Annotated in this window: 19 protein-coding genes and 4 tRNA genes; 11 read left to right on the top strand and 12 right to left on the bottom strand. The window is 69.6% G+C overall.

Annotated elements, in window-relative coordinates; translation table 11 throughout:
* Positions 1 to 30: 30 nt before the first annotated feature.
* The 4 genes from ACFY1L_RS35645 to ACFY1L_RS35630 all read right to left on the bottom strand — a co-directional run bounded on the left by ACFY1L_RS35645 (position 31) and on the right by ACFY1L_RS35630 (position 5,623).
* The gene (locus tag ACFY1L_RS35645; RefSeq protein WP_388833513.1) at positions 31 to 2,151 is read right to left on the bottom strand and encodes an FG-GAP repeat domain-containing protein; all 2,121 of its coding nucleotides are present in this window, start codon (positions 2,149 to 2,151) and stop codon (positions 31 to 33) included.
* A gap of 179 nt (positions 2,152 to 2,330) precedes the next feature.
* The gene (locus ACFY1L_RS35640) at positions 2,331 to 4,451 is read right to left on the bottom strand and encodes a DEAD/DEAH box helicase (protein ID WP_388833510.1); all 2,121 of its coding nucleotides are present in this window, start codon (positions 4,449 to 4,451) and stop codon (positions 2,331 to 2,333) included.
* Positions 4,452 to 4,681: 230 nt separating this feature from the next.
* Positions 4,682 to 5,200, bottom strand: coding sequence for a hypothetical protein (locus ACFY1L_RS35635; RefSeq protein ID WP_388833507.1), 519 nt, complete (start codon positions 5,198 to 5,200; stop codon positions 4,682 to 4,684).
* Between the two features lie 72 nt (positions 5,201 to 5,272).
* On the bottom strand, positions 5,273 to 5,623 hold the full coding sequence (locus ACFY1L_RS35630) for a metallopeptidase family protein (protein ID WP_361273861.1): 351 nt from the start codon (positions 5,621 to 5,623) through the stop codon (positions 5,273 to 5,275).
* A gap of 85 nt (positions 5,624 to 5,708) precedes the next feature.
* Here ACFY1L_RS35630 and ACFY1L_RS35625 point away from each other — a divergent pair, with 85 nt between their 5' ends.
* The 8 genes from ACFY1L_RS35625 (at position 5,709) to ACFY1L_RS35590 (ending at position 12,646) form a co-directional block, all read left to right on the top strand.
* Positions 5,709 to 7,283 carry a metallophosphoesterase gene (locus ACFY1L_RS35625; RefSeq protein WP_388833504.1) on the top strand — a complete coding sequence of 525 codons (1,575 nt, stop codon included), beginning with the start codon at positions 5,709 to 5,711 and terminating at the stop codon, positions 7,281 to 7,283.
* Between the two features lie 80 nt (positions 7,284 to 7,363).
* Positions 7,364 to 7,436, top strand: a tRNA-Glu gene (locus ACFY1L_RS35620).
* 37 nt (positions 7,437 to 7,473) lie between these two features.
* Positions 7,474 to 7,548: transfer RNA gene (locus ACFY1L_RS35615), tRNA-Asp, on the top strand.
* A 24-nt stretch (positions 7,549 to 7,572) separates the two neighbouring features.
* Positions 7,573 to 7,646 (top strand) — tRNA-Phe (locus ACFY1L_RS35610).
* A 115-nt stretch (positions 7,647 to 7,761) separates the two neighbouring features.
* Entirely contained in the window at positions 7,762 to 8,079 is a 318-nt protein-coding gene (locus tag ACFY1L_RS35605) for a hypothetical protein (protein WP_388833501.1), read from the top strand.
* 47 nt (positions 8,080 to 8,126) lie between these two features.
* Positions 8,127 to 12,080 (top strand): ATP-dependent RNA helicase HrpA, encoded by a 3,954-nt coding sequence (gene hrpA / locus ACFY1L_RS35600; protein WP_388833498.1) that lies wholly within the window; start codon positions 8,127 to 8,129, stop codon positions 12,078 to 12,080.
* A 94-nt stretch (positions 12,081 to 12,174) separates the two neighbouring features.
* A tRNA-Asp gene (locus ACFY1L_RS35595) sits at positions 12,175 to 12,249 on the top strand.
* A 202-nt stretch (positions 12,250 to 12,451) separates the two neighbouring features.
* Complete coding sequence (locus ACFY1L_RS35590; RefSeq protein WP_388833495.1) at positions 12,452 to 12,646, top strand: DUF6274 family protein; 195 nt, start codon at positions 12,452 to 12,454, stop codon at positions 12,644 to 12,646.
* A 462-nt stretch (positions 12,647 to 13,108) separates the two neighbouring features.
* Here ACFY1L_RS35590 and bldC read toward each other — a convergent pair whose 3' ends face one another.
* Positions 13,109 to 13,315: a developmental transcriptional regulator BldC gene (bldC, locus tag ACFY1L_RS35585; RefSeq protein ID WP_003949541.1), complete on the bottom strand. Its 207-nt coding sequence runs from the start codon at positions 13,313 to 13,315 to the stop codon at positions 13,109 to 13,111.
* 736 nt (positions 13,316 to 14,051) lie between these two features.
* The gene (locus ACFY1L_RS35580) at positions 14,052 to 14,894 is read right to left on the bottom strand and encodes a hypothetical protein (protein ID WP_388833492.1); all 843 of its coding nucleotides are present in this window, start codon (positions 14,892 to 14,894) and stop codon (positions 14,052 to 14,054) included.
* Between the two features lie 223 nt (positions 14,895 to 15,117).
* On the opposite strand from ACFY1L_RS35580, the gene ACFY1L_RS35575 reads away from it, so the two are divergent.
* A complete protein-coding gene (locus ACFY1L_RS35575) occupies positions 15,118 to 16,215 on the top strand; it encodes a Leu/Phe/Val dehydrogenase (RefSeq protein ID WP_388833489.1) in 1,098 nt (365 codons plus the stop codon).
* A 296-nt stretch (positions 16,216 to 16,511) separates the two neighbouring features.
* Complete coding sequence (locus ACFY1L_RS35570; RefSeq protein ID WP_361273844.1) at positions 16,512 to 16,769, top strand: DUF3073 domain-containing protein; 258 nt, start codon at positions 16,512 to 16,514, stop codon at positions 16,767 to 16,769.
* Positions 16,770 to 16,834: 65 nt separating this feature from the next.
* On the opposite strand, the gene purM is transcribed toward ACFY1L_RS35570, so the two are convergent.
* The 6 genes from purM to ACFY1L_RS35540 all read right to left on the bottom strand — a co-directional run bounded on the left by purM (position 16,835) and on the right by ACFY1L_RS35540 (position 23,177).
* The gene (purM, locus tag ACFY1L_RS35565; RefSeq protein WP_388833481.1) at positions 16,835 to 17,902 is read right to left on the bottom strand and encodes a phosphoribosylformylglycinamidine cyclo-ligase; all 1,068 of its coding nucleotides are present in this window, start codon (positions 17,900 to 17,902) and stop codon (positions 16,835 to 16,837) included.
* A 45-nt stretch (positions 17,903 to 17,947) separates the two neighbouring features.
* Positions 17,948 to 19,477, bottom strand: coding sequence for an amidophosphoribosyltransferase (purF, locus tag ACFY1L_RS35560; protein WP_388833478.1), 1,530 nt, complete (start codon positions 19,475 to 19,477; stop codon positions 17,948 to 17,950).
* Positions 19,478 to 19,538: 61 nt separating this feature from the next.
* Entirely contained in the window at positions 19,539 to 20,342 is an 804-nt protein-coding gene (locus ACFY1L_RS35555) for an META domain-containing protein (RefSeq protein WP_388833475.1), read from the bottom strand.
* Positions 20,343 to 20,382: 40 nt separating this feature from the next.
* Positions 20,383 to 21,180, bottom strand: a complete 798-nt coding sequence (locus ACFY1L_RS35550) for a sterol carrier family protein (RefSeq protein ID WP_388833468.1) — start codon at positions 21,178 to 21,180, stop codon at positions 20,383 to 20,385.
* A 10-nt stretch (positions 21,181 to 21,190) separates the two neighbouring features.
* Positions 21,191 to 22,435, bottom strand: coding sequence for a hypothetical protein (locus ACFY1L_RS35545; protein ID WP_388833465.1), 1,245 nt, complete (start codon positions 22,433 to 22,435; stop codon positions 21,191 to 21,193).
* A gap of 100 nt (positions 22,436 to 22,535) precedes the next feature.
* Positions 22,536 to 23,177: a TetR/AcrR family transcriptional regulator gene (locus tag ACFY1L_RS35540; protein ID WP_388833462.1), complete on the bottom strand. Its 642-nt coding sequence runs from the start codon at positions 23,175 to 23,177 to the stop codon at positions 22,536 to 22,538.
* A 96-nt stretch (positions 23,178 to 23,273) separates the two neighbouring features.
* Between ACFY1L_RS35540 and ACFY1L_RS35535 the strand changes: the two genes are divergently transcribed.
* Complete coding sequence (locus ACFY1L_RS35535) at positions 23,274 to 24,758, top strand: MFS transporter (RefSeq protein WP_388833459.1); 1,485 nt, start codon at positions 23,274 to 23,276, stop codon at positions 24,756 to 24,758.
* Positions 24,759 to 24,785 lie beyond the last annotated feature (27 nt).

The raw sequence follows: 24,785 nt of genomic DNA, 5'->3' as shown, positions 1-24,785 counted from the left end.
TGCATCACAACTTGGCCAGAAAGTGCCGCTCTAGAAAAGGCCCTTGTAGCCCTGCCAGCCGGTCCCGATTTTCACCCGCGCGGCGAACGACCCCTTGCCGTTGCCGGTCTGGCGGTACAGGTTGCCCGCGGTGTCCCGCGCGACCAGGTCGTTCTTGCCGTCGCCGGTGATGTCCCCGACGCCGACGATCGCGTTGTACGAGGCCCCCCAGTTCGAGAAGACCTTCACCCGCTCCTTCACCTGCCCCGCCCCGGTGCCGTCGTAGCGCCACAGCGTTCCGGCCTTGTCCAGCGCGAGCACGTCCCCGAAGCCGTCGCCGGTCAGGTCGCCGGCGCCCACGATCTTCTTGTACGTCGACCATGTGCGGATCTTGACGCCCGCCTTCAACTTCCCGGCGCCGTCGTTGGCGAACAGGTAGACGTCCCCGGTCGAGGCCTTGCGGGCCAGCAGATCGGTACGGCCGTCGCCGGTCAGGTCACCGGGTGCGGTGAGGACGTTGTACGCGTTCCAGCCGGTGCCGAGGGAGGTGTGGCTGCTCGACGGTGTGTACGACGCCCCGCACTTGCCCGCGTAGCGGCGCAGCTCACCGCCCGGCATCCGCACCAGCATCTCGGCGCACCGGTCCTTGCCCATGTCGCCGAACGGCACGGCCACCGTCCCGGCGGGCCAGCCGGAGGCGGAGTACTTGAAGTCGTACGTGCCCTTGCCCTTGGTGTAGTGCAGGGTCAGCGCGCCCGAGGAGTTGAGGGTGGCCAGCTCGCCGTAGCTGTAGTAGCCCTGGTCGTGGAAACCCTGGAGGCCGCCGTTGTACCCCAGCGAGCCACCCGTGCCGTACGTGCCGCCGCCGTCCTCGGCGACGGCCTTCAGACTCCAGGTCTTGGGGCCGTTGGTGAGGTAGGCGCCCGAGTCCGACTTCAGGTCCCAGTCCACGTCGACCTGCGCGCCGCTGCCCGTGATGGTGCGCTCGGTGCGCCCCTGCTGGTCCTTGACGGTGAAGGTCCAGTTCGCCAGCTTGTTCAACTGCCAGTAACTGCCCCAGTATTCGACGCCGTTGTTGCCCTTCACGTCCACCGAGTCGCCGGCCACGTCCGACTCGATCTTCGCCAGTGACTGCGCAGGCACCCCGCTCTGCACGATCCGGATCGAGTTGTCCTGACCGACGTACGCGATGTCGCCGCCGAACTTGTCCACCGTCCAGGTCAGCCGCCGCTGATCGGCGGTGTTCCCGGCCGGGAGGTCGGCGATCTCGCGCGCGGCGGCCGCCGTACCGGAGTGGTAGTCCGTCAGCATCAGCTTCCCGGCCGTCCGGTCGTGCCGGACGAGGTAGCCGTCACCGACGAGCGCGGGGCCGGAGGGAACGGTGATGTTCTTCTTCGCCGTGCGGTCGTACACACCCGCCGCGCCGGTCGGCCCGCAGTTCCAGTAGAGCCAACGGCCGACGACCTGAAGCTCCTTGACCGTGCAGGGGGCGCCGGTGGAGATGGTCTGCACGGTCTTCTTCTGCTCCAGGTCGTACGCGGTGACGACCCCGTTGCCCGAACCCGGCGTCCACAGCGCCGAACCCCACACGGAGGCGGCCGTGACGGACCGGGTCAGCCGCACGTCGGCGGTGCGGTAGGCGGACACCGCGTCGACGTACTGCTTGCCGGTGGAGGACGCCTGGTAGACGTAGTAACGGCCGGTGGCGTCGACGAAGCGGCCGCCGGTGACCGTCGGCTCGTCCGTGCCGCTCAGCGAGTTCTCGGTCAGATGGATCTCCGCCACCTGCTTGCCCGACGCGGTCTCCATGAACGTGCTGAGGTAGGTGTTGCCGAAGGTGCGCATCGGAACGCAGCCCTCCGCACCGGCGTCGCACGACACCCGTTGCACATGGCTGCCGTCGGCGTACGTCGCCGCGTAACCACGGGACGTCTTGTCCAGCACCGTGGAGCCGTCGGCGGAGATCTGCCGTCCGACCACCCACTGATAACCACTCGGCGTGTTCTCCACGCTGGTCAGGAAGCCGCCCGCGTAGTCGATGCCCCAGACGCCGTCCGTCGTGATCGGCGTCGGGGTGGTGTCCGCGGCCGCCGTGCCCGCGGTGGTCAGTGAGCCGGCGCCCAGGGCGGCCAGGCTGACGAGCGTGAGTGCGATCCGGGCATGCCGGGTCAAGGGTCCCTCCCCAGGGAAGTCAGAAAAGGCGCGGCGACAGGCCTCGTCGAAATCCCCCTCGGCCACACTCCGCCACACAAGCGATGGGATGTTAACAACCGTCACACGGGTTGCGGTAGAACGCCGGAAGGGCCCGTACGACCGAAGTCGTACGGGCCCTTCTCTCAGCTCACTCGGCGTCAGCCGTTGCGCTTCCAGCGCGGCTTGTCGTCGCGGCGGCCGAAGGAGGAGCCTCCGGTGCCGGTGCCGTTGCCGCGGTGGTCGTCACGGCGGCCGTACGGGCGCTCGTGGCCGCCGGAGCGGAAGCCCGGGCGGTCGTCGCGACGGTCGCGGTTGAACGGACGGTCGCTGCCACGGTGCCCACCACGCTCGTCACGACGCTCGAAGGGACGGCCGGCCGGACGGTCGTCGCGACGGAAGCCACCGCGGTCGTTGTCCCGACGCTCGAAGGAACGGCCGCCACGGTCGTTGTCACGACGCTCGAAGGAACGGCCACCGCGGTCGTCACGACGGTCGTCACGGCGGAACCCACCGCGGTCGTTGTCCCGACGCTCGAAGCCACGCCCACCACGGTCGTCACGGCGCTCGAAGGAACGCCCACCGCGGTCGTCACGACGGTCGTCGCGACGGAAGCCGCCACGGTCGTTGTCACGGCGCTCGAAGCCACGGTCGCCACGGTCCCGGTTGAACCCGCCACGGTCGTCACGGCGCTCGAAGGAACGGCCACCGCGGTCGTCACGACGGTCGTCGCGGCGGAAGCCGCCACGGTCGTTGTCCCGACGCTCACGGCGCTCGTACGGCGCCGGAGCCTCGGCCCGGTCGACGTCCTGCGCCACCGGCTGCTCGGGCACGGACACCTCGACAGCGGCCTCGGCCACCGCCGCCTGTGCCTCGGCCACCGCGGCCTCCGGGTCCTCACCGCGCTCGCGGGCGACCCGGGCGACCAGCCGGTCGGCCTCCTCGCGCAGCTCGGTCGCGCGGCGCTGCGCCCGCTCCAGCTGCTTGGTGAGGTGCGCGACCTCGCGCTCGGCCTGCTGCGCCGCGTTGGCCGCGGACTCGGACTGCACCTCGGTCATCGAACGGGCGCCGGTGATCTCGGCGACCTCGGGCTCGAAGGCCGTACCGGAGTTGATGATGTGACGGCCGGCGTCGACGCCCGCGTCCTCCATCAGCCGGAAGATCTGGCGGCGCTGGTGCGGCAGGGACAGCGACACGACGGTGCCGGTGCGGCCCGCGCGGGCGGTACGGCCGGCGCGGTGCAGGTAGTCCTTGTGGTCGCCGGCCGGGTCCACGTTCAGGACCAGGTCGATGCCGTCGACGTGGATGCCTCGGGCGGCGACGTCGGTCGCGACGAGCGCGTTGACGTAACCGTCCTTGAAGTCGGCAAGCGTCCGCGTCCGCGCGCCCTGCGTCATACCGCCGTGCAGCGCGTCCGCCTTCACACCCGCTTCGCGCAGCTGCTCGGCGATACGGTCGGCGCCCAGCTGGGTGCGGACGAAGATGATGGTGCGGCCCTTGCGGGAGGCGATCGCGGCGGTGACCGGCGCCTTGTCCTTGGGCTTCACGATGAGGATGTGGTGGGACATCGTCGTGACGTTGCCCTGGGCGCTGTCGACCTCGTGCGTGACCGGGTTGCTCAGGTAGCGCTTGACCAGCGTGGAGATCTCGTTCTCCATCGTGGCGGAGAAGAGCATCCGCTGACCGCCGGCCGGGACCTGGTCGAGCAGCTCGGTGACCTCGGGCAGGAAGCCCAGGTCGGACATCTGGTCGGCCTCGTCGAGAACGGCGATCTGCACGTCCTCGAGCGAGCACGCACCGCGGTTGATGATGTCGCGCAGACGGCCGGGGGTGGCGACGAGGATGTCGACGCCGCGCTCGAGGGCGTAGATCTGGTTGCCCATGGACGTACCGCCGCAGACGACCTTCATCTTCAGGCCGAGGACGTCGCCGTACGGCTGGAGCGCGTCCGCCACCTGCATGGCGAGCTCGCGGGTCGGCGTGAGGATGACGGCGCGCGGCTTGTGCTTCTCGGTGCGGCCGCCGGCCAGCGTGGCCAGGGTCGGCAGGCCGAAGGAGAGGGTCTTGCCGGAGCCGGTGCGGCCACGGCCGAGGATGTCCTTGCCGGCCAGGGCGTCCGGGATGGTCGCGGCCTGGATCGGGAAGGGAGTGGTCACGCCGTTCTGGGCGAGCTTGCGCACCACGCCCTCGGGGAGACCGAGGTCCGCAAAGGTGACCTCGGGAGCGTCCTCGGTGCCCTCGTTCTCGGGCACGACGACGTGATCAGTACTGGAAATGGACATGCTTAAGCGAAACCTTCCGGAGTCTCGTCGGCACGCGCCCGTCAACTCCGTGATTTCGCAATACGACCGCCTCTATGCGGTCAGCCACGGCAAGGGAGAGAACGCGCCACACGGCGCGCTTCTGCGTTGGCGCCGGGCAAATGAATCAAACGATCTATAACCATACGCACCCACCACCCCCGAAGGCAAACCGAACCCCAGGGACGTACGTCACACCCCCTGCCCTTCGGTTACGCGGGCGACCCGGCGGCCGGCGCCGGCTCCCGCTCCGCCAGCTGCGGCGCCGTCTGCTCGTGCGCCGACGAGGACGGCTCGGCGGTCGGTGGCGGGGTCGGCGAGGAGGTCGGCGGCTGCTCGGTCGGCGTCGGCTGCGGCTCGACCGTCCGGGTCGGGGTCGGCGTCGCCCTGGTCGGAGTGGGAGCCCCCGGCTTCCCGCTCGACCCCGGCCCGCCCGCCGCGGGAGCGGACTTGCTCGCCCCCGCCGACGGCGATGCCGAGGCGGACGCCGACTCCTCCGACTCCGCCTCGCCCTTCTTCTTCCCGCGCTTGCCGTCGGCCGCGACCCCGCCCGCGCCGCTCCCGCCGGAGACCGCCGATCCTCCGTCGGGCGCCTCACCGCCGTGCTGCCCGGCCGAGTGCGACGGCTTCGCGCTCCCGCCCGAGTCGTCACCCACGCTCATGCAGCCGGCTGCAGCGGCGACGGCCATCACCGTGGCGGCCAGACGGACGGGTACGTAACTGGGGCGCACGGGAAGCCACCTCCGAGGCGGGGGGAGAAGTCAACGTGCCCAACTCCCGCCGCCCACAAGAGGACACGGCGCCTACCCGTACCCCAGGGCGTGCAGCCGCGCGTCGTCGATCCCGAAGTGGTGCGCGATCTCGTGGACCACGGTCACCTCGGTCTCCGCGACCACGTCCTCCCGCGTCTCGCACATCCGCAGCGTCGGCCACCGGTAGATCGTGATCCGGTCCGGCAGCACCCCCGCGTACCACTCCCCGCGATCGGTCAGCGGCGTGCCCTCGTACAGCCCGAGCAGCTCGGGATCGTCCGCCGGCGGCTCGTCCTCGACGAACACCGCGACGTTGTCCATCAGCCGCGTCAGCTCCGGCGGGATCCGGTCGAGCGCCTCGGCGACCAGTTCCTCGAACTCCTCGCGCGTCATCTCCAGCACAGGCCCATTGTCAGCCACCAGGCGTCCGTACGAGAGTCATGAACCCACCTGCATATCCACACCCGCACTTGGGCATACGGGACCAATGGCCCGCGTCCCCGCCATCGCCGCCACCGTCGTGAACCGCATACGCAAGTCCCCGCGCACCCTCAGCCGCCACTACCGCTCCCGCCGTCCCCTCCCGACGCTCGAGCTCGTCCGGCAGCCGCACCCCTGGCCGCGCGCCCTGGGTCTGGTCGCCGTGGTCCTGCTGGGCGCCTGGCTCGGCCTGCTGATCGTCGGCAACGTACGGGTCCCGGTCGGCCCGATGAACACGACCATGACCCTGCGCCCGTCCCTCACCGGCGGCACGAAGATCAACGTCTCCCCGCTGGGCGCCCTGCAACTGGACAGCCACCACGCGCCGGTCCGCCTCGACGTGAACGTCGACCAGCTCGACCCGGCCCGCGCCCAGGCCCTGGTCGACCACCCCGAGCGCATCTCCGGCCTCCAGGACGAGGTCGCCCACGACGTCGAACACGGCACCCTCGACCTGGCCCTGCGCTCCTGCGTCGCCGTCGTCTCGGGAGCCACCGCCCTCGGCCTCGCGGTCTACCGCCGCCCCCGCCGCGCCCTCGCCGCCGGCGGCACGGCCCTGGCCCTCCTGATGGCCTCCGGCGCCTCGGCGTACGCCACCTGGAACCCCGAGTCCGTCCTCGAACCCAAGTACTCGGGGCTGCTCTCCTCGGCCCCGTCCCTGGTCGGCAACGCGCGCAACATCGTCACCGAATTCGACGTCTACCAGAAGGAGTTGGCGCGCCTGGTGACCAACGTGACGAAGCTCTACGACGTCACGTCCACCCTGCCCGCCTACCAGCCGGACCCGACCACCGTCCGCGTCCTGCACGTCTCGGACATCCACCTCAACCCGGCGAGCTGGAAGATCATCGCGTCGCTGGTGAAGCAGTACAAGGTGAACGTGATCGTCGACACCGGCGACACCATGGACCACGGCACGGCGGCGGAGAACGGCTTCCTGGACCCGATCGCGGACCTGGGCGCGCCCTACGTCTGGGTCCGGGGAAACCACGACTCGCAGGAGGCCACCCAGCGGTACCTGGAGCGCATGAAGAACGTCCACGTCCTGGACGACGGCCGCGCGGAGACTGTCGCGGGCCTGCGCTTCGCCGGCATGGGCGACCCGCAGTTCACCCCCGACCGCTCGAACAAGCCGGGCGCCGACGCCTCCGAGGAACTGGCCGGCGACCGCCTGGCCTCGGCCCTGAGCGACCAGCGCACGGCGGGCACCCCGGTCGACGTGGCGATGGTCCACGAACCTTCCGCCGCCCGCCAGGTCGACGGCGAGGTACCCCTCGTCCTCTGCGGCCACCTGCACCACGAGGGCGACGAGATCCTCGAGTACGGCACCCGCCTGCGCATGGAGGGCTCGACGGGCGGCAGCGGCCTGCGCGCGCTGGAACACAAGTACCCCGCCCCGATCGAGGCCTCGATCCTCTACTTCGACCGCGACACCCGCCGCCTGCAGGCCTGGGACTCGATCAAGCTCGGCGGCCTGGGCGAGACGACGGCCGAGGTCACCCGCCACCTCCCGAAGGAGAACCAGCCGGGAGCCACCCCGTCCTCGCCGACCCCGTCCACCCCCTCGCACTCCAGCCCGTAAACCGTTTTGGCGATAGCTCCCCGCATCCCATATGCTTCTCACGTCCCCGACGCGCTGAGAAGCGCCCAGGCGGGCCGATAGCCCTCATCGTCTAGCGGCCTAGGACGCCGCCCTTTCAAGGCGGTAGCACGGGTTCGAATCCCGTTGGGGGCACGCAACATCGTGTGCGACACTGTCGTACGCATCGCTTGGTCCTGTGGAGCAGTTTGGAGTGCTCGCCACCCTGTCAAGGTGGAGGCCGCGGGTTCAAATCCCGTCAGGACCGCTGAGGCTTCCTCGGAAGCCTCGTGGCTGGGTAGCTCAGTTGGTACGAGCGATCGCCTGAAAAGCGATAGGTCGCCGGTTCGACCCCGGCCCCAGCCACAAGATACGAAAGCCCCGTCTTCGGACGGGGCTTTCGTCGTACCCGGCGCTTGGCAGCGTTCCCCCGTAGCGCTACGTTCTGCCTGGTCGGCGTAGGTCCAGGGGGCGGGGGACGATGAGCAGGGACGAAGCCAAGGCCATTCGGGATGTCGAGCTGGAGAAGGACCGCGCGCGGTACGGACTGCTTGCGGTCGTGCTCAGCAATCTCTCGATCTCCGGCGTCGCGATCTTCGGGGTGTGGCAGCTCGACGGCGACAGGGCGGTCATCGTCGGTGTGCTGACCGCCGCGTTCACCGCGGTCAGCAGCTTGACCACGGCCTACCTGGGGATCAAGGCCGTCTCCAACACCGCGAAGTCGATCGCGCTGGGCGAGGGCGGCATGCGACACCAGGCGCCGCCGCCCGCGACGCCTCCGGGGCAGCGGACCCCCTGACAAATCGTTCGCCACGGATTTCCCGGGGATGAGATCCTGGATCGCGTATGTCTACGCACCCTGCCCCCGCCACCCCGGCCTTCGGCACCCTCGCCCCCCGCCTGACCGAGCTGTCCCTGCGCGACGCGCACCGGCTCGGGCGCAGGCTCGAAGGCGCGCGCAAGATCCGTAAGCCGGAGGCCCAGGCCGCCGTTCTCGCCGAGATCGAGGCGGAGGTGGCCCGCGCCGAGGAGCGGATCGGCGAGCGGCTCAGCCGCGTGCCCGCCGTCACATACCCCGAGCAGCTGCCCGTCAGCCAGAAGAAGAGCGAGATCGCCGACGCCATCCGCGACCATCAGGTCGTGATCGTCGCCGGCGAGACCGGATCCGGGAAGACCACGCAGATCCCGAAGATCTGTGTGGAGCTGGGGCGCGGGGTCCGGGGAATGATCGGGCACACCCAGCCCCGCCGTATCGCCGCCCGTACCGTCGCCGAGCGCGTCGCGGAGGAGCTGGACACGCCCCTCGGCGAGACCGTCGGCTGGAAGGTCCGCTTCACCGACCAGGTGAACCAGGACTCGACCTTCATCAAGCTGATGACGGACGGCATCCTGCTCGCCGAGATCCAGACCGACCGCGAGCTGCGCGCCTACGACACGATCATCATCGACGAGGCCCACGAGCGCTCCCTCAACATCGACTTCCTGCTGGGCTACCTGGCCCAGCTGCTGCCGCGCCGGCCCGACCTCAAGGTCGTCATCACCTCCGCGACCATCGACCCCGAGCGGTTCTCCCGGCACTTCGGCGACGCCCCGATCGTCGAGGTCAGCGGCCGTACGTATCCGGTGGAGGTGCGGTATCGCCCGCTCCTCGAAGAGGACAGTGACGACTCCGACCGCGACCAGATCACCGCGATCTGCGACGCCGTCGAGGAGCTTCAGGGGGAGGGCAAGGGCGACATCCTCGTCTTCCTCTCCGGTGAGCGGGAGATCCGCGACACCGCGGACGCGCTGGTCAAGAAGAACTACCGGTTCACCGAGGTGCTGCCCCTCTACGCCCGCCTCTCGCACGCCGAGCAGCACCGCGTCTTCCAGCCGCACACCGGGCGCAGGATCGTTCTGGCCACGAACGTCGCCGAGACCTCGCTGACCGTCCCGGGCATCAAGTACGTCATCGACCCGGGCTTCGCCCGTATCTCCCGCTACAGCCACCGTACGAAGGTGCAGCGGCTGCCCATCGAGCCGATCTCCCAGGCCAGCGCCAACCAGCGCAAGGGCCGCTGCGGCCGTACGTCCGACGGCATCTGCATCCGCCTCTACTCCGAGGACGACTTCGTCGCCCGACCGGAGTTCACGGACGCGGAGATCCTCCGTACGAATCTCGCCTCCGTCATCCTGCAGATGACCGCGGCCGGCCTCGGCGACATCGAGAAGTTCCCGTTCATCGACCCGCCGGACCACCGCAACATCCGCGACGGTGTCCAACTGCTCCAGGAACTGGGCGCGTTGGACCCGGCGGAGAAGGACGTGCGCAAGCGGCTCACCCAGACCGGCCGCAAGCTCGCCCAGCTGCCCGTCGACCCCCGCCTGGCCCGCATGGTCCTGGAGGCCGACAAGAACGGCTGCGTGCGCGAGGTCATGGTCATAGCCGCCGCGCTCTCCATCCAGGACCCGCGCGAGCGCCCGGCCGACAAACAGGCGCAGGCCGACCAGCAGCACGCCCGCTTCAAGGACGAGACCAGCGACTTCCTCGCCTACCTGAGCCTCTGGCGCTACATCCGCGAGCAGCAGAAGGAGCGCGGCTCGTCGTCCTTCCGCCGGATGTGCAAGCAGGAGTACCTGAACTTCCTGCGCATCCGCGAATGGCAGGACATCTACAGCCAACTCCGCACGGTCGCCAAGCAGATGGGCATCCACCTCAACGAGGACGACGCCCCCGGCGACCGTATCCACGTCTCCCTCCTCGCCGGTCTGCTCTCGCACATCGGCATGAAGGACGTGAAGGACGGCGCGAAGAACGAGTATCTGGGCGCGCGGAACGCCAAGTTCGCGGTCTTCCCGGGCTCGGCCCTCTTCAAGAAGCCGCCGCGTTTCGTCATGTCCGCCGAGCTGGTGGAGACCTCCCGCCTCTGGGCCCGCGTCAACGCCAAGATCGAGCCCGAGTGGGTCGAGCCGCTCGCGGAACATCTGCTGAAGCGGACGTACAGCGAACCGCACTGGGAGAAGGACCAGGCGGCCGTGATGGCGTACGAGAAGGTCACGCTGTACGGCGTCCCGATCGTCGCCCAGCGGAAGGTGAACTACGGCCGCATCGACCCCGAGGTCAGCCGCGAGCTGTTCATCCGCAACGCGCTCGTCGAAGGCGACTGGCGCACGCACCACAAGTTCTTCGCCGACAACCGCAAACTCCTCAGCGAGGTCGAGGAGTTGGAGCACCGCGCCCGGCGTCGCGACATCGTCGTCGACGACGAGACGCTCTTCGACTTCTACGACGCCCGGGTGCCCGAACACGTCGTCTCCGGCGCCCACTTCGACTCCTGGTGGAAGCGGAAGCGGCACGAGCAGCCCGAGTTCCTCGACTTCGAGCGGGAGATGCTCATCCGGGAGTCGGCGGAGGCGGTCACCAAGGCCGACTATCCGGACTCCTGGCGGCAGGGCCCGCTGAAGTTCCGTGTCACCTACCAGTTCGAGCCGGGCGCGGACGCCGACGGTGTGACCGTCCACGTCCCGCTCCAGGTCCTCAACCAGGTCACGGACGAGGGCTTCGAATGGCAGATCCCGGGCCTGCGGGAAGAGGTCGTCACCGAGCTGATCCGCTCCCTCCCGAAGCCGATCCGCCGCAACTACGTGCCGGCACCGAACTTCGCGAAGCGGTTCCTCGATACGGCCGTACCGCTCCAGGAGCCGTTGACGACGACGATGGCGCGCGAGCTGAAGCGCATGGTCGGCGTCCCCTTCGAGGCCGACGACTTCGACTGGTCGAAGGTGCCGGACCACCTCCGCATCACCTTCCGGATCGTCGACGAACGGCGCCGCAAGCTGGCCGAGGACAAGGACCTGGAGGCGCTGAAGCTGCGCCTGAGGCCGAAGGCACGCCAGGCCCTGTCCCAGGCGGCCGCCGCGACGGCCGAGCGCCAGGGCGGCGAGTCCCTCGAGCGCAAGGGCCTGACGGACTGGACGATCGGCTCCCTCACCCGCGTCTTCGAGACCCGCCGGGCCGGTCAGCCGGTGAAGGCGTACCCGGCGCTGGTGGACGACGGCGACACGGTCTCCGTACGCCTCTTCGACACGGAGGTGGAGCAGGCGGAGGCGATGTGGAAGGGCACGCGGCGCCTGATCCTGCGCAACATCCCGGTGAACCCCGCCAAGTTCGCGTCCGAGGAGCTGACGAACCCCCAGAAGCTCGCCCTGTCCGCAAACCCGCACGGCTCGATCCAGGGCCTCTTCGACGACTGCGCGATGGCGGCGGCGGACAAGCTGATCGGCGACTTCGGGGGACCGGCGTGGGACGAGGAGTCGTACCGGAAGCTGTACGACAAGGTGCGCGCCGAGATCGTCGACACCACGGTCCGTACGGTGGGGCAGGTGCAGCAGGTGCTGGCCGCCTGGCAGGCCTGTGAGCGCCGTCTGAAGGCCGTACGGAGCCCTGCGCTGCTCTCGAACCTCCAGGACGTGCGGGGGCAGCTGGACGCCCTCGTGAAGCCGGGCTTCGTGACGGAGACGGGGCTTCGCCGCCTGCCCGACCTGATGCGGTACCTGGTGGCCGCGGACCGGCGCCTGCAGCAGATGCCGACCGGGGTCCAGCGGGACACGACCCGTATGGAGAAGGTCCACGAGATGCAGGACGAGTACGCGTGGCTCCTGGAACAGCTCCCCCAGGGCCGCCCGATCCCCACCTCCGTCCTGGACATCCGCTGGATGATCGAGGAGCTGCGGGTCAGCTACTTCGCCCACGCGCTCGGTACGGCGTATCCGGTCTCCGACAAGCGGATCGTGAAGGCGATCGACGCGGCCGTTCCGTAACCGCCCGTGCACCCAGGGTGAGTTCGACCAGCGGGCTCACCCTCCTGTACAGTCTCTTCTCGCAGCGCAACGCACAAATGGCGCCGCGAAACCTGGTCCTGTGGAGCAGTTTGGAGTGCTCGCCACCCTGTCAAGGTGGAGGCCGCGGGTTCAAATCCCGTCAGGACCGCAGTAAGAGAAGGGCCCGCACCCCGGCAAGGGGTGCGGGCCCTTTCTCATGCCTCCAGGCCACGGCAACGACGGCGCCGGGAAACAGCCGGCACGCCGGCCACGCCGCACCGACGGAGCCACAGGCCGTCTTGACGGCGTCACATTCGCTCGGTACCCAGAAGACAGGGCCCCGTTCCTCGTACGGCCCCTGGAGGTGGCGTATGGCGGCGTCGGTCAGGCACGAAACGCGGGCCCTGCTCCGCGCGCATCTGGCGGCCGCTTCGTCCTACCGCCATCTGACCCGCCACTGCCCGATCTGCCACCACCTGCTCCGGCTGGCGATGGACTCCTCGCCGAGAGCGGTGGCCGCGGCGCCGGACGACGCGGTCGAGGACGAAAGTCCCGCGGGCGCATGACCATCGACCGGCCTCAACACCCGTCCCGCCGTGGGACGCTGGAGCGCATACCTCCTCTAGCGCACGCGCACCGAACGCAACAAGGACCCAGGCATGTGACGGGTGTCACCGCATGAGTTTCTGAGACCGCGGTACTTACACCTCACCTACAACAGGTCAATTTAATATGTGCAATTGCACCCTCCCCGCCGAGGGCCCGCACAGGAGATCCGACACCCCTCCCCAGACTCCGTCCAGGCTGCTCACAGGGGCGCCGGCCAGACTTCCCGCGCGCACAAAAAGATCGCGCTGGACCCGGCGGAGTCCAGCGCGATCGACGACGCACCCTGTTTGTTGCTTGGGAAGCCCGGAGGGGCGTGGGCGTGGGCCCTGTTGGGGCAGAACCCGCGTCGCTTGTAGCTAGGGTTCGGGCGCTGCGGCAAGTCTGGGGGGACGTGCCGTTTTGCCCGGTTATGAAGTTGTTCAGGCCTCGCTGCGCTGCTGGGGGATGCCCGCGAGCAGTGCACGGACCTCCGCCTCGCGGTAGCGGCGGTGCCCGCCGAGCGTACGGATCGAAGTGAGCTTTCCGGCCTTCGCCCACCGCGTGACCGTCTTCGGGTCGACGCGGAACATGGTGGCGACCTCAGCCGGGGTCAGCAGCGGCTCGGCATCAGGGGTGCGAGCGGTCATGAGCGGCCTCCTCGGGAGAACCGAACCTTCTCGGTTCTTTCCTCTAAATTCTGCACCTTGACCCGCGTTGCCCGAAATGGCGGACGCGAGTCGAGTCGGTTATAGGACGAACGGCTTGTCCTCGGCACTACAACTACACCATCTGTCCAGCCGCGTCGGCCAAACCGATGGAATTGCCCCTCCAGGTGTTCATCAGCGACCTAAGCCGATGGACCATGCCATAGCGGACAGTCACGCCACTGTGACGATCAGTCACAGGGCGATCAGGAGTCACCAGACCCCCCAAAGCGTGCAATGCGGACGGAGTCCTCCCCGGACTCCTTGTCCTATTTTGGCATGAGGAGGGGCAAGCGACGCAAGAGCCGGGTACGTGCGTTCCGTCACGCTCGACACATAAGCCCGGATCGGGGCCTACGTCCGATGTTGACGGAACCTCAGGAACCTCGGTGCGAGGACGAAACCCCAAAACGGGCGATTCGTCAAACGCCAGTTCGTTACCTGGAGTCAGCCTTGGGCCAAGAGGCGGCCTAGAGTCTGCCCGGCGGATCAGCTCGGCGTCGCGGGCTCTGGCACGCCCATCTGCCGCGTAGCCGTCACTCGCCCACTCCCGCGTCGCCCGCCGCGGCAGCGGTTGATCGACACGGCTCCTCCGCCTTGCAGCTGCACGCACCAGACCCCGCTCGAGGCGGCTGCCAAGTGCTGTTACCTGCAGCCGACCTGATCCGCCGGACAGACCCTAGTTCGCCGAGCGCCGGTCCCTGACCGAGCGCCAGCGGTCCACCAGCCGGGCGTAGGCGGCGCCCGCGGCAGTACCGTCGCCGTGCCGCAGCGCCTCGACGCCCTCGGCCACGTCCGCCGCCGAGTGGTCGTCCTCGAGGTCGCCGGCCGGCAGGGTGTGCACCAGGCCGCCGTAGTCCAGCTCCACCAGTGAGCGCGGATGGAACTCCTCCAGCCAGCGCCCCACGTCCACCAGGCCGTCGATCAGCGGCCCGTCGTCGATGGCGTCCTTGAGGGCGCGCAGACCCCGCGCCACCCGCCGCCGGGCCTGCACCATCGGCGTCTGGTAGCGCAGCATCGGCGGGATCTCCCCGGAACCCTTGTCGAAGCGCCGCTCCTCGTCCGCCACCAGCACGAACCAGTGCAGCGGCACCTGCCAGGTCGCCGTACGGATCCAGGGGCGGGCGTCCGGGTTGCGGACCAGCCAGCGCTCGTAGTCCTGGGTCGCCTGGCGTCTTACGACCTCCGGCAGCACCGCGTCCAGGACCGGCTTCGGCAGCTCCTCGGGCAGCTCCTGCAGGGCCTGCCAGCCACGCAGCCGGGTCCGCCAGGGGCACACGCACAGCACCCCGTCGACCTCCAGCACGAACGCGTCGCTGCTCTCGTGCACCGGCACCGGGATCGGCGGGGTGGGCAGCAAGTCGGCCAGGGAGCGGCGCAGTTCGTCCTGGTACGAGGGACGGTCGGGGCGGCGGGCGTAGCGAGCCCAGTGGCTGCGCTCCGGCTCGGGGAAGGCGGCCAGTGGCTCGTACACGCGCAGATACGTCGCGTACGGGACGATCACCGAGGACACCTTGGGCACGCCTGCTCCCTCCCCCGCCCACCACCGGGAAAACCTGCGGAACCCGCTCACAAACGGGCGGGAAATCTATGCAAATCGTCGCACGGACGTACTCCGTCGGTAGGTGATCCTGAGCACTGCGCGGTGGCTGGGCGCCCCAAGGCTTAATCTCGTGCTCACAGCACCCGCCACCCGCACGGGAGCTGGTCTCCAACCGCCGCTACTTACTTCAGGAGTCACCACAGTGACCGACGTAACCGGCGCACCTGCTGATGTACTGCACACCCTGTTCCACTCGGATCAGGGAGGTCATGAGCAAGTCGTGCTCTGCCAGGACCGCGCCAGCGGCCTCAAGGCCGTCATCGCCATCCACTCCACCGCCCTGGGCCCCGCGCTCGGCGGTACGCGCTTCTACCCGTACGCGAACGAGGCCGAGGCCGTCGCCGACGCGCTCAACCTCGCGCGCGGGATGTCGTACAAGAACGCCATGGCCGGTCTCGACCACGGCGGCGGCAAGGCCGTGATCATCGGCGACCCGGAGCGGATCAAGAGCGAGGAGCTGCTGCTGGCCTACGGCCGGTTCGTCGCCTCCCTCGGCGGCCGCTACGTCACCGCCTGCGACGTCGGCACGTACGTCGCCGACATGGACGTCGTCGCCCGCGAGTGCCGCTGGACCACGGGCCGCTCGCCCGAGAACGGCGGCGCCGGCGACTCCTCCGTCCTCACCGCCTTCGGCGTCTACCAGGGCATGCGCGCCAGCGCCCAGCACCTGTGGGGCGACCCGTCGCTGCGCGGCCGCAGGGTCGGCATCGCGGGCGTCGGCAAGGTCGGCCACCACCTGGTCCGGCATCTGCGGGACGAGGGCGCCGAGGTCGTGATCACCGACGTGCGTGAGGAGGCCGTGGGAAGGATCCTCGCGGCGCACTCGACGGGCGTGACGGCCGTCGCCGACACCGCGACCCTGATCCGCGTCGACGGCCTCGACATCTACGCCCCCTGCGCGCTCGGCGGGGCCCTGAACGACGACACCGTGCCGGCGCTGACCGCGAAGATCGTCTGCGGGGCGGCCAACAACCAGCTCGCCCACCCGGGCGTCGAGAAGGACCTCGCCGACCGCGGGATCCTCTACGCGCCGGACTACGTGGTGAACGCCGGCGGTGTCATCCAGGTCGCCGACGAGCTCCACGGCTTCGACTTCGACCGGTGCAAGGCCAAGGCGGCGAAGATCTTCGACACCACGCTGGCCATATTCGCACGTGCGAAGGCGGACGGGATTCCGCCGGCCGCAGCGGCCGACCGGATCGCGGAGCAGCGGATGGCGGAGGGGCGCCCGGCGCACTGATTCGGGGCCTTCGAAGGTTTGGCCGGTACCCGTCGGCGCACACTTAGAGAGAACTCTCACGTTCGTCGGCGGGTCGCCCGCCAAGAAGTGGTTAAAATCGCGGTTGACCAGCGGGGACGGGGCGCCCCGCAGGTGCTGGACCCGTGACCGTCCTGCGGGCGACGTACCGTATGGGCGCGGGCTCAGGTACCGTGGAAGCCCTACGGACCGGTCTCTCTGCGGAGAGCCCGTTCCAGATCATGAACGCGTGTCAAGACTCTGGGGCCGTCGAGCCCCGTCACCGAGGGGGTCGAGCCATGGGGCGCGGCCGGGCCAAGGCCAAGCAGACGAAGGTCGCCCGCCAGCTGAAGTACAACAGCGGCGGGACTGACCTGTCGCGTCTGGCCAGCGAGCTGGGCGCTTCGACTTCGAGCCAGCCGCCGAACGGCGAGCCGTTCGAGGACGACGAGGACGAAGACGACCCGTACGCCCAGTACGCGGATCTCTATAACGACGACGATGAGGACGAGGACGACGAGTCCGGTCCTTCGTCCCAACATCGCCGCGGCGCTTGACGCACTAGCTGTGCTCGACCCGGTCCGGGGTGGTCCACACCACCGGACCGGGTTTTGCGCTGCTGTCAGCCGGAGTAGTCGCCCACCAGCTCCGCGCCCGTCGCGTGGTCGCCGCGGTCCGTGATCTCACCGGCGACCCAGGCCTCGACGCCGCGGTCCGCCAGTGTCGCGAGCGCCACGTCGGTCGACTCCTCCGGCACGATCGCGATCATGCCGACGCCCATGTTCAGGGTCTTCTCCAGCTCGAGGCGCTCGACCTGACCGGTCTTGCCGACGAGGTCGAAGATCGGGGCCGGGGTCCAGGTGGAGCGGTCGACGATCGCGTGCAGACCGTCGGGGATCACTCGGGCCAGGTTGGCGGCGAGTCCGCCGCCGGTGACATGGCTGAACGCGTGCACGTCCGTGGTGCGCGTGAGCGCCAGGCAGTCCAGCGAGTAGATCTTGGTCGGCTCCAGCAGCTCCTCGCCGAGCGTGCGGCCGAACTCCTCGATCCGGGCGTCGAGCGACAGGCCCGCCCGGTTCAGCAGGACGTGCCGGACGAGCGAGTACCCGTTCGAGTGAAGACCGGAGGCCGCCATGGCGATCACCGCGTCACCCGTACGGATACGATCCGCGCCCAGCAGCCGGTCGGCCTCCACGACGCCCGTACCGGCGCCGGCGACGTCGAAGTCGTCCTCGCCTAGCAGCCCGGGGTGCTCGGCCGTCTCGCCGCCGACCAGAGCGCAGCCGGCCAGGACGCAGCCCTCGGCGATGCCCTTGACGATCGCGGCCACGCGCTCGGGGTGGACCTTGCCGACGCAGATGTAGTCGGTCATGAACAGCGGCTCGGCGCCGCACACCACGATGTCGTCCATGACCATCGCGACCAGGTCGTGGCCGATGGTGTCGTACACGCCCAGCTGGCGCGCGATGTCGACCTTCGTGCCCACGCCGTCGGTCGCCGAGGCGAGCAGGGGGCGCTCGTAGTTCTTGAGGGCGGAGGCGTCGAAGAGGCCGGCGAAGCCGCCGAGGCCGCCGAGGACCTCGGGGCGCTGGGTCTTCTTCACCCACTCCTTCATCAGCTCGACGGCGCGGTCGCCCGCTTCGATGTCGACGCCCGCGGCTGCGTAGCTGGCACCAGTTGTCTCAGACATGGCCAATGAGAACTTTCGTGTCGTACTGCAGGTGTTACGGACCGTCTACGGGCGGCGGATCGCGTCGGCGGCGGCCGTGGCGGCCGGGCCGGCGGCCAGCTCCGTCTCCAGCAGCTGCTTGCCAAGCAGCTCGGGGTCGGGGAGCTCCATCGGGTACTCGCCGTCGAAGCAGGCGCGGCACAGGTTCGGCTTGGCGATGGTGGTCGCCTCGATCATGCCGTCGATGGAGATGTACGCCAGGGAGTCGGCGCCGAGCGAGGTACCGATCTCGTCGATCGTCATGCCGTTGGCGATGAGTTCGGCGCGGGTGGCGAAGTCGATGCCGAAGAAGCAGGGCCACTTCACGGGCGGCGAGGAGATCCGGATGTGGACCTCGGCGGCGCCCGCCTCGCGGAGCATGCGGACCAGGGCGCGCTGGGTGTTGCCGCGGACGATCGAGTCGTCCACGACCACCAGGCGCTTGCCCTTGATGACTTCCTTCAGCGGGTTCAGCTTCAGGCGGATGCCGAGCTGGCGGATGGTCTGCGAGGGCTGGATGAACGTACGGCCGACGTACGCGTTCTTCACGAGGCCCGCGCCGAACGGGATGCCGGACGCCTCCGCGTAGCCGATGGCGGCCGGGGTGCCGGACTCCGGAGTCGCTATGACCAGATCCGCCTCGACCGGGGCTTCCTTGGCGAGCTTGCGGCCCATCTCCACGCGGGAGAGGTACACGTTCCGGCCGGCGATGTCGGTGTCGGGGCGGGCCAGGTACACGTACTCGAAGACACAGCCCTTGGGCTTCGCATCCGCGAATCGGGAGGTACGCAGGCCGTTCTCGTCGATGGCCACGAACTCGCCCGGCTCGATCTCGCGGACGTAGCTCGCGCCGCAGATGTCGAGGGCGGCGGACTCGGAGGCGACGACCCAGCCACGCTCGAGGCGGCCGAGGACCAGCGGGCGGATGCCCTGCGGGTCGCGGGCGGCGTAGAGGGTGTGCTCGTCCATGAAGACGAGAGAGAAGGCGCCCTTGACCTGCGGAAGGACCGTGTGGGCGGCCTCCTCGATGGTCAGCGGCTTGCCGTCCTCGTCCTCCTGGGCGGCGAGCAGGGCCGTCAGGAGGTCGGTGTCGTTGGTGGCCGCCACACGAGGGGTGCGGCCGCCCTCCTTCTTCGGCAGATCGGCGACCATCTCGGCGAGCTGCGCCGTGTTGACCAGGTTGCCGTTGTGGCCGAGCGCGATGGAGCCGTGCGCGGTGGCGCGGAACGTCGGCTGGGCGTTCTCCCACACGGAGGCGCCGGTGGTCGAGTAGCGGGCGTGACCGACCGCGATGTGACCCTGCAGCGAACCGAGCGAGGTCTCGTCGAAGACCTGGGACACGAGGCCCATGTCCTTGAAGACGAGGATCTGGGAGCCGTTGCTGACCGCGATTCCCGCGGATTCCTGACCCCGATGCTGGAGGGCGTAGAGCCCGAAGTAAGTGAGCTTGGCGACCTCTTCGCCCGGAGCCCAGACTCCGAAGACGCCGCAAGCGTCCTGGGGGCCTTTCTCACCGGGGAGCAGATCATGATTGAGTCGACCGTCACCACGTGGCACGGCACCGAGTGTAGGCGAGATCGACCACTGGTCCGAATTGGGGATACGTGCCGGTAATGGATCACCGCTCGGCGACGGCTTTGGCGCTTTCTCCGTTTTCGCTGGTCAGCGTGAGAGTTCGGTGATCCAACTCATAGGTCGCCGTGCCGTCGAAGAGGCGCAGGAGGCGCTTCTCCGTATTCATGAGTGAGGTGTCGCACATCATTCGGGTGGTGGACGGGGCGCCGAGGGTGATATGTCCGTCGCGGACCGTGGCCGTCGCGGAGACGTGGTTGCAGCCGAGGCTGCCGGTGACCTTGCCGGACTTCTTGTCGAAGGTGAGGTGCGCGGAGGTCCCCTTCGGCAGGCTGCTCGTCGTGCCGTCGGCACCGAGTGACGTGATCGTCCACTTCGTTCCGTACAGGGGTGCGTCCTTGTCCTCGGTCGCCTTCTCCCTGGTCAGGTGGATGCGGTCGCCGTCGCCGGTGGTGAGCGTCAGGCCGTCGTCCGCCGTCCGGACCGTGAGGGAGTGGTCGGTGAGGGTGCGGGCGAGGGCGCGCTCGAAGGACATGCGCGGCTCGTCGCAGGCCATCAGGGTCTGGGTGGCGTTCGTCAGCTTGACGTGGTCGTCCGTGACGGCGGCCTTCGCGCTGAACTCGTTGCAGCCGTAGTTGCCCACGGCGGTTCCGTCCGGGTCGATCCGGACGTCGGCGGCCGCGGGAGCGCGCCGGGTGGTGCCGTCCACGGTGACGCTGTCGACCTTCCAGTGGACGCCCGACACTCCCGACGTCCCCGACGCGACGGAGGCGCTGCCCCCGCCGCTGCCGCACGCCATGACGAGCGGGAGGACGGTCAGGACGGCGAGGGTGAGTCGCTGTTTGTCCATGCCGATGGGACGGGAGGGACGGGAGTCCGGTTCCGCCGGCTCACGCCATCAGCGGCAGCAGGGCGCTCAGGTCCGCCCGTTCCCCACTGGCGCTGACCGCGGCCTCCTCCACGGCGTCCTTCCACGCCACCCTCCCGGTCGCGAGCCGGATCCAGGTCAGCGGGTCGGTCTCGACGACGTTCGGCGGGGTGCCGCGGGTGTGCCGGGGGCCCTCGATGCACTGCACGACGGCGTACGGCGGGATCCGCACCTCGGTGGAGCCGCCGGGCGCCCTGGCGGCCAGGGCGTCGGCGAGCAGCCGGGTGCAGGCGGCGAGGGCCTGGCGGTCGTACGGCACCTCGAGTCCCGGGACGGCGGCGTTCAGGTCGTCGGTGTGGACGACGAGTTCTACGGTGCGGGTGACCAGGTAGTCGGCGAGGGTCATGGCGCCGGTACGGGCGGCCAGGACGCGGGTGTCGGGGGCGGTGGCGAGGGCATCGGTGAAGCGCTCGGCGGTGCGGGAGTAGAGGGCGGCGAGGTCGGGGTTGGCCTCGGCGAGGCCGCGGGTGCCGTCGGCGATGTCGGCGGCGCGGGTGGCGGTGGCGAACGGCCACTCCAGGAGCGTCAGTTCCGGCTCCGCCGGCTCGTCACGCTCGAGGTTGCGGCTGACGGTCTCCACGGCCATGGTCACGTGCGCGGCCAGGTCCCGGACGGTCCACTCGCCGAGCCGCGTGGGGAGCGCCAACTGCTCCGGAGTCAAGGCGCGCACGGCCTCCTGTACGTTTCCGAACTGGGCCGACAGGGCCTTGCGGATCTTGGCGGAGTCGTACGTACGGGCGCGCTTCTTGACCGTGGGCATGGCGGTGAGCCTAATCCGCGTGGAAGGCCGAGGTGGCGGGGAATTTGACGTCCGTGCAGCCGCGGCGTGCGGTGACGTCGTCGACGTAGGCGCGGAAGACCTTCTCGTAGGCGGCCGTGGCCAGCTTCTCGTAGCCGTAGGACAGGGTCATGGTGTGGATCTGGGGCTTTCCGGAGCAGACCGAGGAGGCCCACCAGGCCGGTTCGTCGTCGCCGCGGCCGGCCCTGCCCGGCTCGGCGGCGACCGGGGTCTCGTGGGAGTCGACGTTCGGCAGGTGGATGTTCTTCGCGTTCTCCCCGGAGTAGGTGTGGAAGGCGGCGAAGTACCGGCCCGGGCGGTCCGGGCGGTAGACGCTGTCCAGTTCGTCCGCGTGGGCCGCGTAGAGGGTGTTGGCGCGGGTGTCGCCGAGCACGAGGGCGCAGCGCTCGTCCCACGCCTTGGGGTCCGTCCGGCTTTCGAGGACCTGGTCGGCGTAGAGCGTGCGGTCCGCGAGGCCCGTCCTGCGGTACCAGGCGCAGGTGCCCTCGGCCTCGGCTGCCGGGGTCGGGCCCTCGACGAGGGCGGGTATGTCGTCCGGCGGGTCGGGCAGGCGCTCGGTGCAGCCGAGGCGTCCGGCGAGGCGGTTGGCGGTGATCACGGCCGTCTCGGCGAGGATGCCGCGGTCATGGGCGGTGGGCTGGCCGTTGTCGCTGAAGGGTGTCTCCGACTCCAGGAACGAGGCCCGGGCCCACAGCGCCTTCACCCGCCGGCCGTCGGACACGCCCTTGGCGCAGGGGAGTTCGACCGTGACGCCGGTGTCCGTGACGATGCCCGCGATGCCGCCGCCGAGCGGTTGGTCGGGATAGGTGTGGTCGCTGTACGGGCCGCCCGGGTCGAGGAGGTCGTCCCACGAAGCCTCGGGGCTCAGCCCCTCGCCCTGCCCCACAGCGCCCACCGCACCTGTGAAGAACCAGCGCTCGCCGCTGCGCGAACCGCCCTTCTCGCCCGCTTCGGTGCTGAATATCTCGCAGTCCTGCGGCAGTCCGGCGTCCAGCTCGATGGTGCCCTCGTCGGCCACCCGGTGAGTGATGGTGCCGCCCGCCGGGGACAGCGCGAGCACGCGCCCGGCCGGGACGAGGCCCGCGCAGGCCTCGTCGATCTGCTGCCGCCCTCTCAGGACCTGCCAGATCTCCTTGCCGCTCCAGCCGATCCCGGCGACCGCGACCAGGCACAGCAGCACGTTCACGGACTTCCGCGCACGCTCCGGTACTCGCACCGCTCCCCCGTCCCCCGTAGAACTCGTCCCCCGTACAACTCCAAGCACTGCCGAAGCTACCAACCGCCACTGACAACACGGTCGTTCGGCCACAGGAACCTCACGACCTGCGCGCGTATCCCTCCAGTCCCTGCTCCACCAGCGCGAAGGCCCGCTCGGCCAGGGCGGGTGCGTCCGCGGCGACCGCCTCGGGGCTGTCGCCTGCGGCGATGCGGCCGACGTACTCCTCGATCAGGGCGTTGCGGGCGGCGCTGAGCGTGGCGGCGGCGATCAGGGCGAGGGTGCGGTCGCCCGTCTCCTCGGCCAGTAGATCGGCGAGTTCCCTGGTGCCCTTCTGGGCGCCGACGAAGGCGCGCTCCATCAACACCGGGGTGTCCCGGACGAGTTGGCGCACCTGGCGGGCGAAGGGTTCGGCGTGCAGCCCGAGCGCGGGGTCGCGGGCCTCGACCATCTCCAGGAACTGCCGGCGTACGGCGTCCACGGCCGTCTCGCCCGGCTTCCGCTCCCGCACCGCGCGGGCCGCGTCCCCGAAGTGGTCCTCGACGGGCATGAAGACCAGGTCTTCCTTCGTGCCGAAGTAGTTGAAGACGGTCATCTTCGAGACCTCGGCCGCGTCGGCGATCTCCTGCACCGAGACGTTGTCGAAGCCGCGCTCGACGAACAGCGTGACCGCGGCCCGATAGATCCGCTGCGCCGTCTGCAACTTCTTCCGCTCGCGCAGTCCCATCGCCTGATCAGCCATGTTGCCACCTTACCAAGGCGAAATTTAGCCCAGGCCGAACTTTCATCCCAGATAAAACATTGACTGGGTACACAAACTCACGGCATGGTGATGCCCATGACCGAGACCCAGCGCAAGATCGGCTTCCTCGTCTGCCTCGTCACGATCGTCCTGGCCGTCCTGGACATGCAGATCGTGTCCGCGGCCACCGTCCCGATCGTCCGGGACCTCGACCCCGACCACGGCATCGACAAGATCCCCTGGCTGATCAGCGCGTTCGCGCTGGCGTCGGCAGCACTGCTCCCGCTGTACGGCAAGCTGTGCGACGTCCTCGGCCCGAAGCGCGTCTTCACCGGCGCGATCGCCACCTTCCTGCTCGGCTCCGCGCTGTGCGGAGCCGCCCAGTCGATGGACCAGCTCATCGCGGCCCGCGCCGTGCAGGGCCTGGGCGGTGGCGGCCTGATGAGCGTGACGATGGTGGTCATCGCCCATCTCAAGGGCCCGGAGGACAAGGGCGCCGGCAAGGGCACCAACATGGGCGGACTCGTCGCCGGCGGCGCGATGGCGGTCGGCCCCTGGATCGGCGGCCTGCTGGCGGACCACGCGAGCTGGCGCTGGATCTTCTACATCAACCTGCCGGTCGGTCTCGCGGTCCTCGCCGCCTCCGCCTTCGCCCTCAAGCTGCCCGAACACCACGTCCGCCGGCCGCTCGACTACGCCGGTGCCCTGCTCGCGGCCGCCTTCTCCAGCGCGCTGCTCCTGGTCACCGACTGGGGCGGCAAGAAGTACGCCTGGTCCTCGCCGGTCGTGCTCGGCCTGTTCGCCGGGGCCGTCGTCGCCCTCGCCCTGTTCCTGTGGCGCCAGCTCCGCGCGCCCGAACCGGTCATGCCCCTCGGCCTGTTCCGCATCCGCGAACTGCGCCTCGGCTTCGCCATCCAGGCGATCACGGGCGCCGCCATGATGGGCGCGATCTACTACGTGCTCATCTACCTGCAGATCGTCCGCGGTCTCAGCAGCTCCTCCGCGGGCCTCTATCTGCTCCCGATGGCGGTCGGCATGTCGGCCACCGGACTGCTCGCCGGCCCCCTCAGCGCCCGCGGCTGGACCTCTCGCACCTTCACCATCAGCGGCACGGCCACCGCCGCCCTCGCCTTCGTGCTCCTTGCCACGACGATCGCCCCCGACACCTCGCTCTGGCTGATCCGAGCCGAACTCCTGCTGGTCGGGGCCGGGTTCGGGCAGCTGTTGGGTCAGCTGATCCTCCTGGTCCAGGAAGCGGCCCCGCGTCCACAACTCGGCGTCGCGACCACCTCCATCCGCTACTTCCAGAACATCGGCAGCGCCCTGGGCACCGCCCTCTTCGGCACCGTCCTGACCCGCCTGTACACGTCCGACGGCCCCGGCGGCGACGTCAGCGTCCTGGCCCGCCTCACGGGAACAGCCCACACCCAGGGCGTGCACGCCTTCATCGACGCGACCGGCGTGGTGTTCTGGTGCGGCGCCGGGATCATGGCGGTGGCGTCGCTGCTGGCGCTGCGGCTGCCCGAGTCCGGCCCCCGGACGGTCACTTCGGAGCCGGCGAAGGAGCCGGTGAACGCCTGAGGAAAGCCGCTTGACGAAGACCGAGGA

Origin of the sequence: Streptomyces sp. NPDC001663 (assembly GCF_042893105.1) — a bacterium.
GTDB lineage: Bacteria > Actinomycetota > Actinomycetes > Streptomycetales > Streptomycetaceae > Streptomyces.
This window is presented reverse-complemented; position numbering and strand designations above follow the sequence as displayed.

What these genes read in the sequence shown, in the direction of transcription:
- ACFY1L_RS35605 (WP_388833501.1), top strand. Translation starts at nt 7,762, where the DNA reads ATGAGCAGGGACGAAGCCAAGGCCATTCGGGATGTCGAGCTGGAGAAG.
- hrpA (WP_388833498.1), top strand. Translation starts at nt 8,127, where the DNA reads ATGTCTACGCACCCTGCCCCCGCCACCCCGGCCTTCGGCACCCTCGCC.
- ACFY1L_RS35640 (WP_388833510.1), bottom strand. Translation starts at nt 4,451, where the DNA reads ATGTCCATTTCCAGTACTGATCACGTCGTCGTGCCCGAGAACGAGGGC.
- ACFY1L_RS35590 (WP_388833495.1), top strand. Translation starts at nt 12,452, where the DNA reads ATGGCGGCGTCGGTCAGGCACGAAACGCGGGCCCTGCTCCGCGCGCAT.
- bldC (WP_003949541.1), bottom strand. Translation starts at nt 13,315, where the DNA reads ATGACCGCTCGCACCCCTGATGCCGAGCCGCTGCTGACCCCGGCTGAG.
- ACFY1L_RS35555 (WP_388833475.1), bottom strand. Translation starts at nt 20,342, where the DNA reads ATGGACAAACAGCGACTCACCCTCGCCGTCCTGACCGTCCTCCCGCTC.
- ACFY1L_RS35570 (WP_361273844.1), top strand. Translation starts at nt 16,512, where the DNA reads ATGGGGCGCGGCCGGGCCAAGGCCAAGCAGACGAAGGTCGCCCGCCAG.
- ACFY1L_RS35625 (WP_388833504.1), top strand. Translation starts at nt 5,709, where the DNA reads ATGGCCCGCGTCCCCGCCATCGCCGCCACCGTCGTGAACCGCATACGC.
- ACFY1L_RS35540 (WP_388833462.1), bottom strand. Translation starts at nt 23,177, where the DNA reads ATGGCTGATCAGGCGATGGGACTGCGCGAGCGGAAGAAGTTGCAGACG.
- purM (WP_388833481.1), bottom strand. Translation starts at nt 17,902, where the DNA reads ATGTCTGAGACAACTGGTGCCAGCTACGCAGCCGCGGGCGTCGACATC.
- ACFY1L_RS35535 (WP_388833459.1), top strand. Translation starts at nt 23,274, where the DNA reads ATGACCGAGACCCAGCGCAAGATCGGCTTCCTCGTCTGCCTCGTCACG.
- ACFY1L_RS35550 (WP_388833468.1), bottom strand. Translation starts at nt 21,180, where the DNA reads ATGCCCACGGTCAAGAAGCGCGCCCGTACGTACGACTCCGCCAAGATC.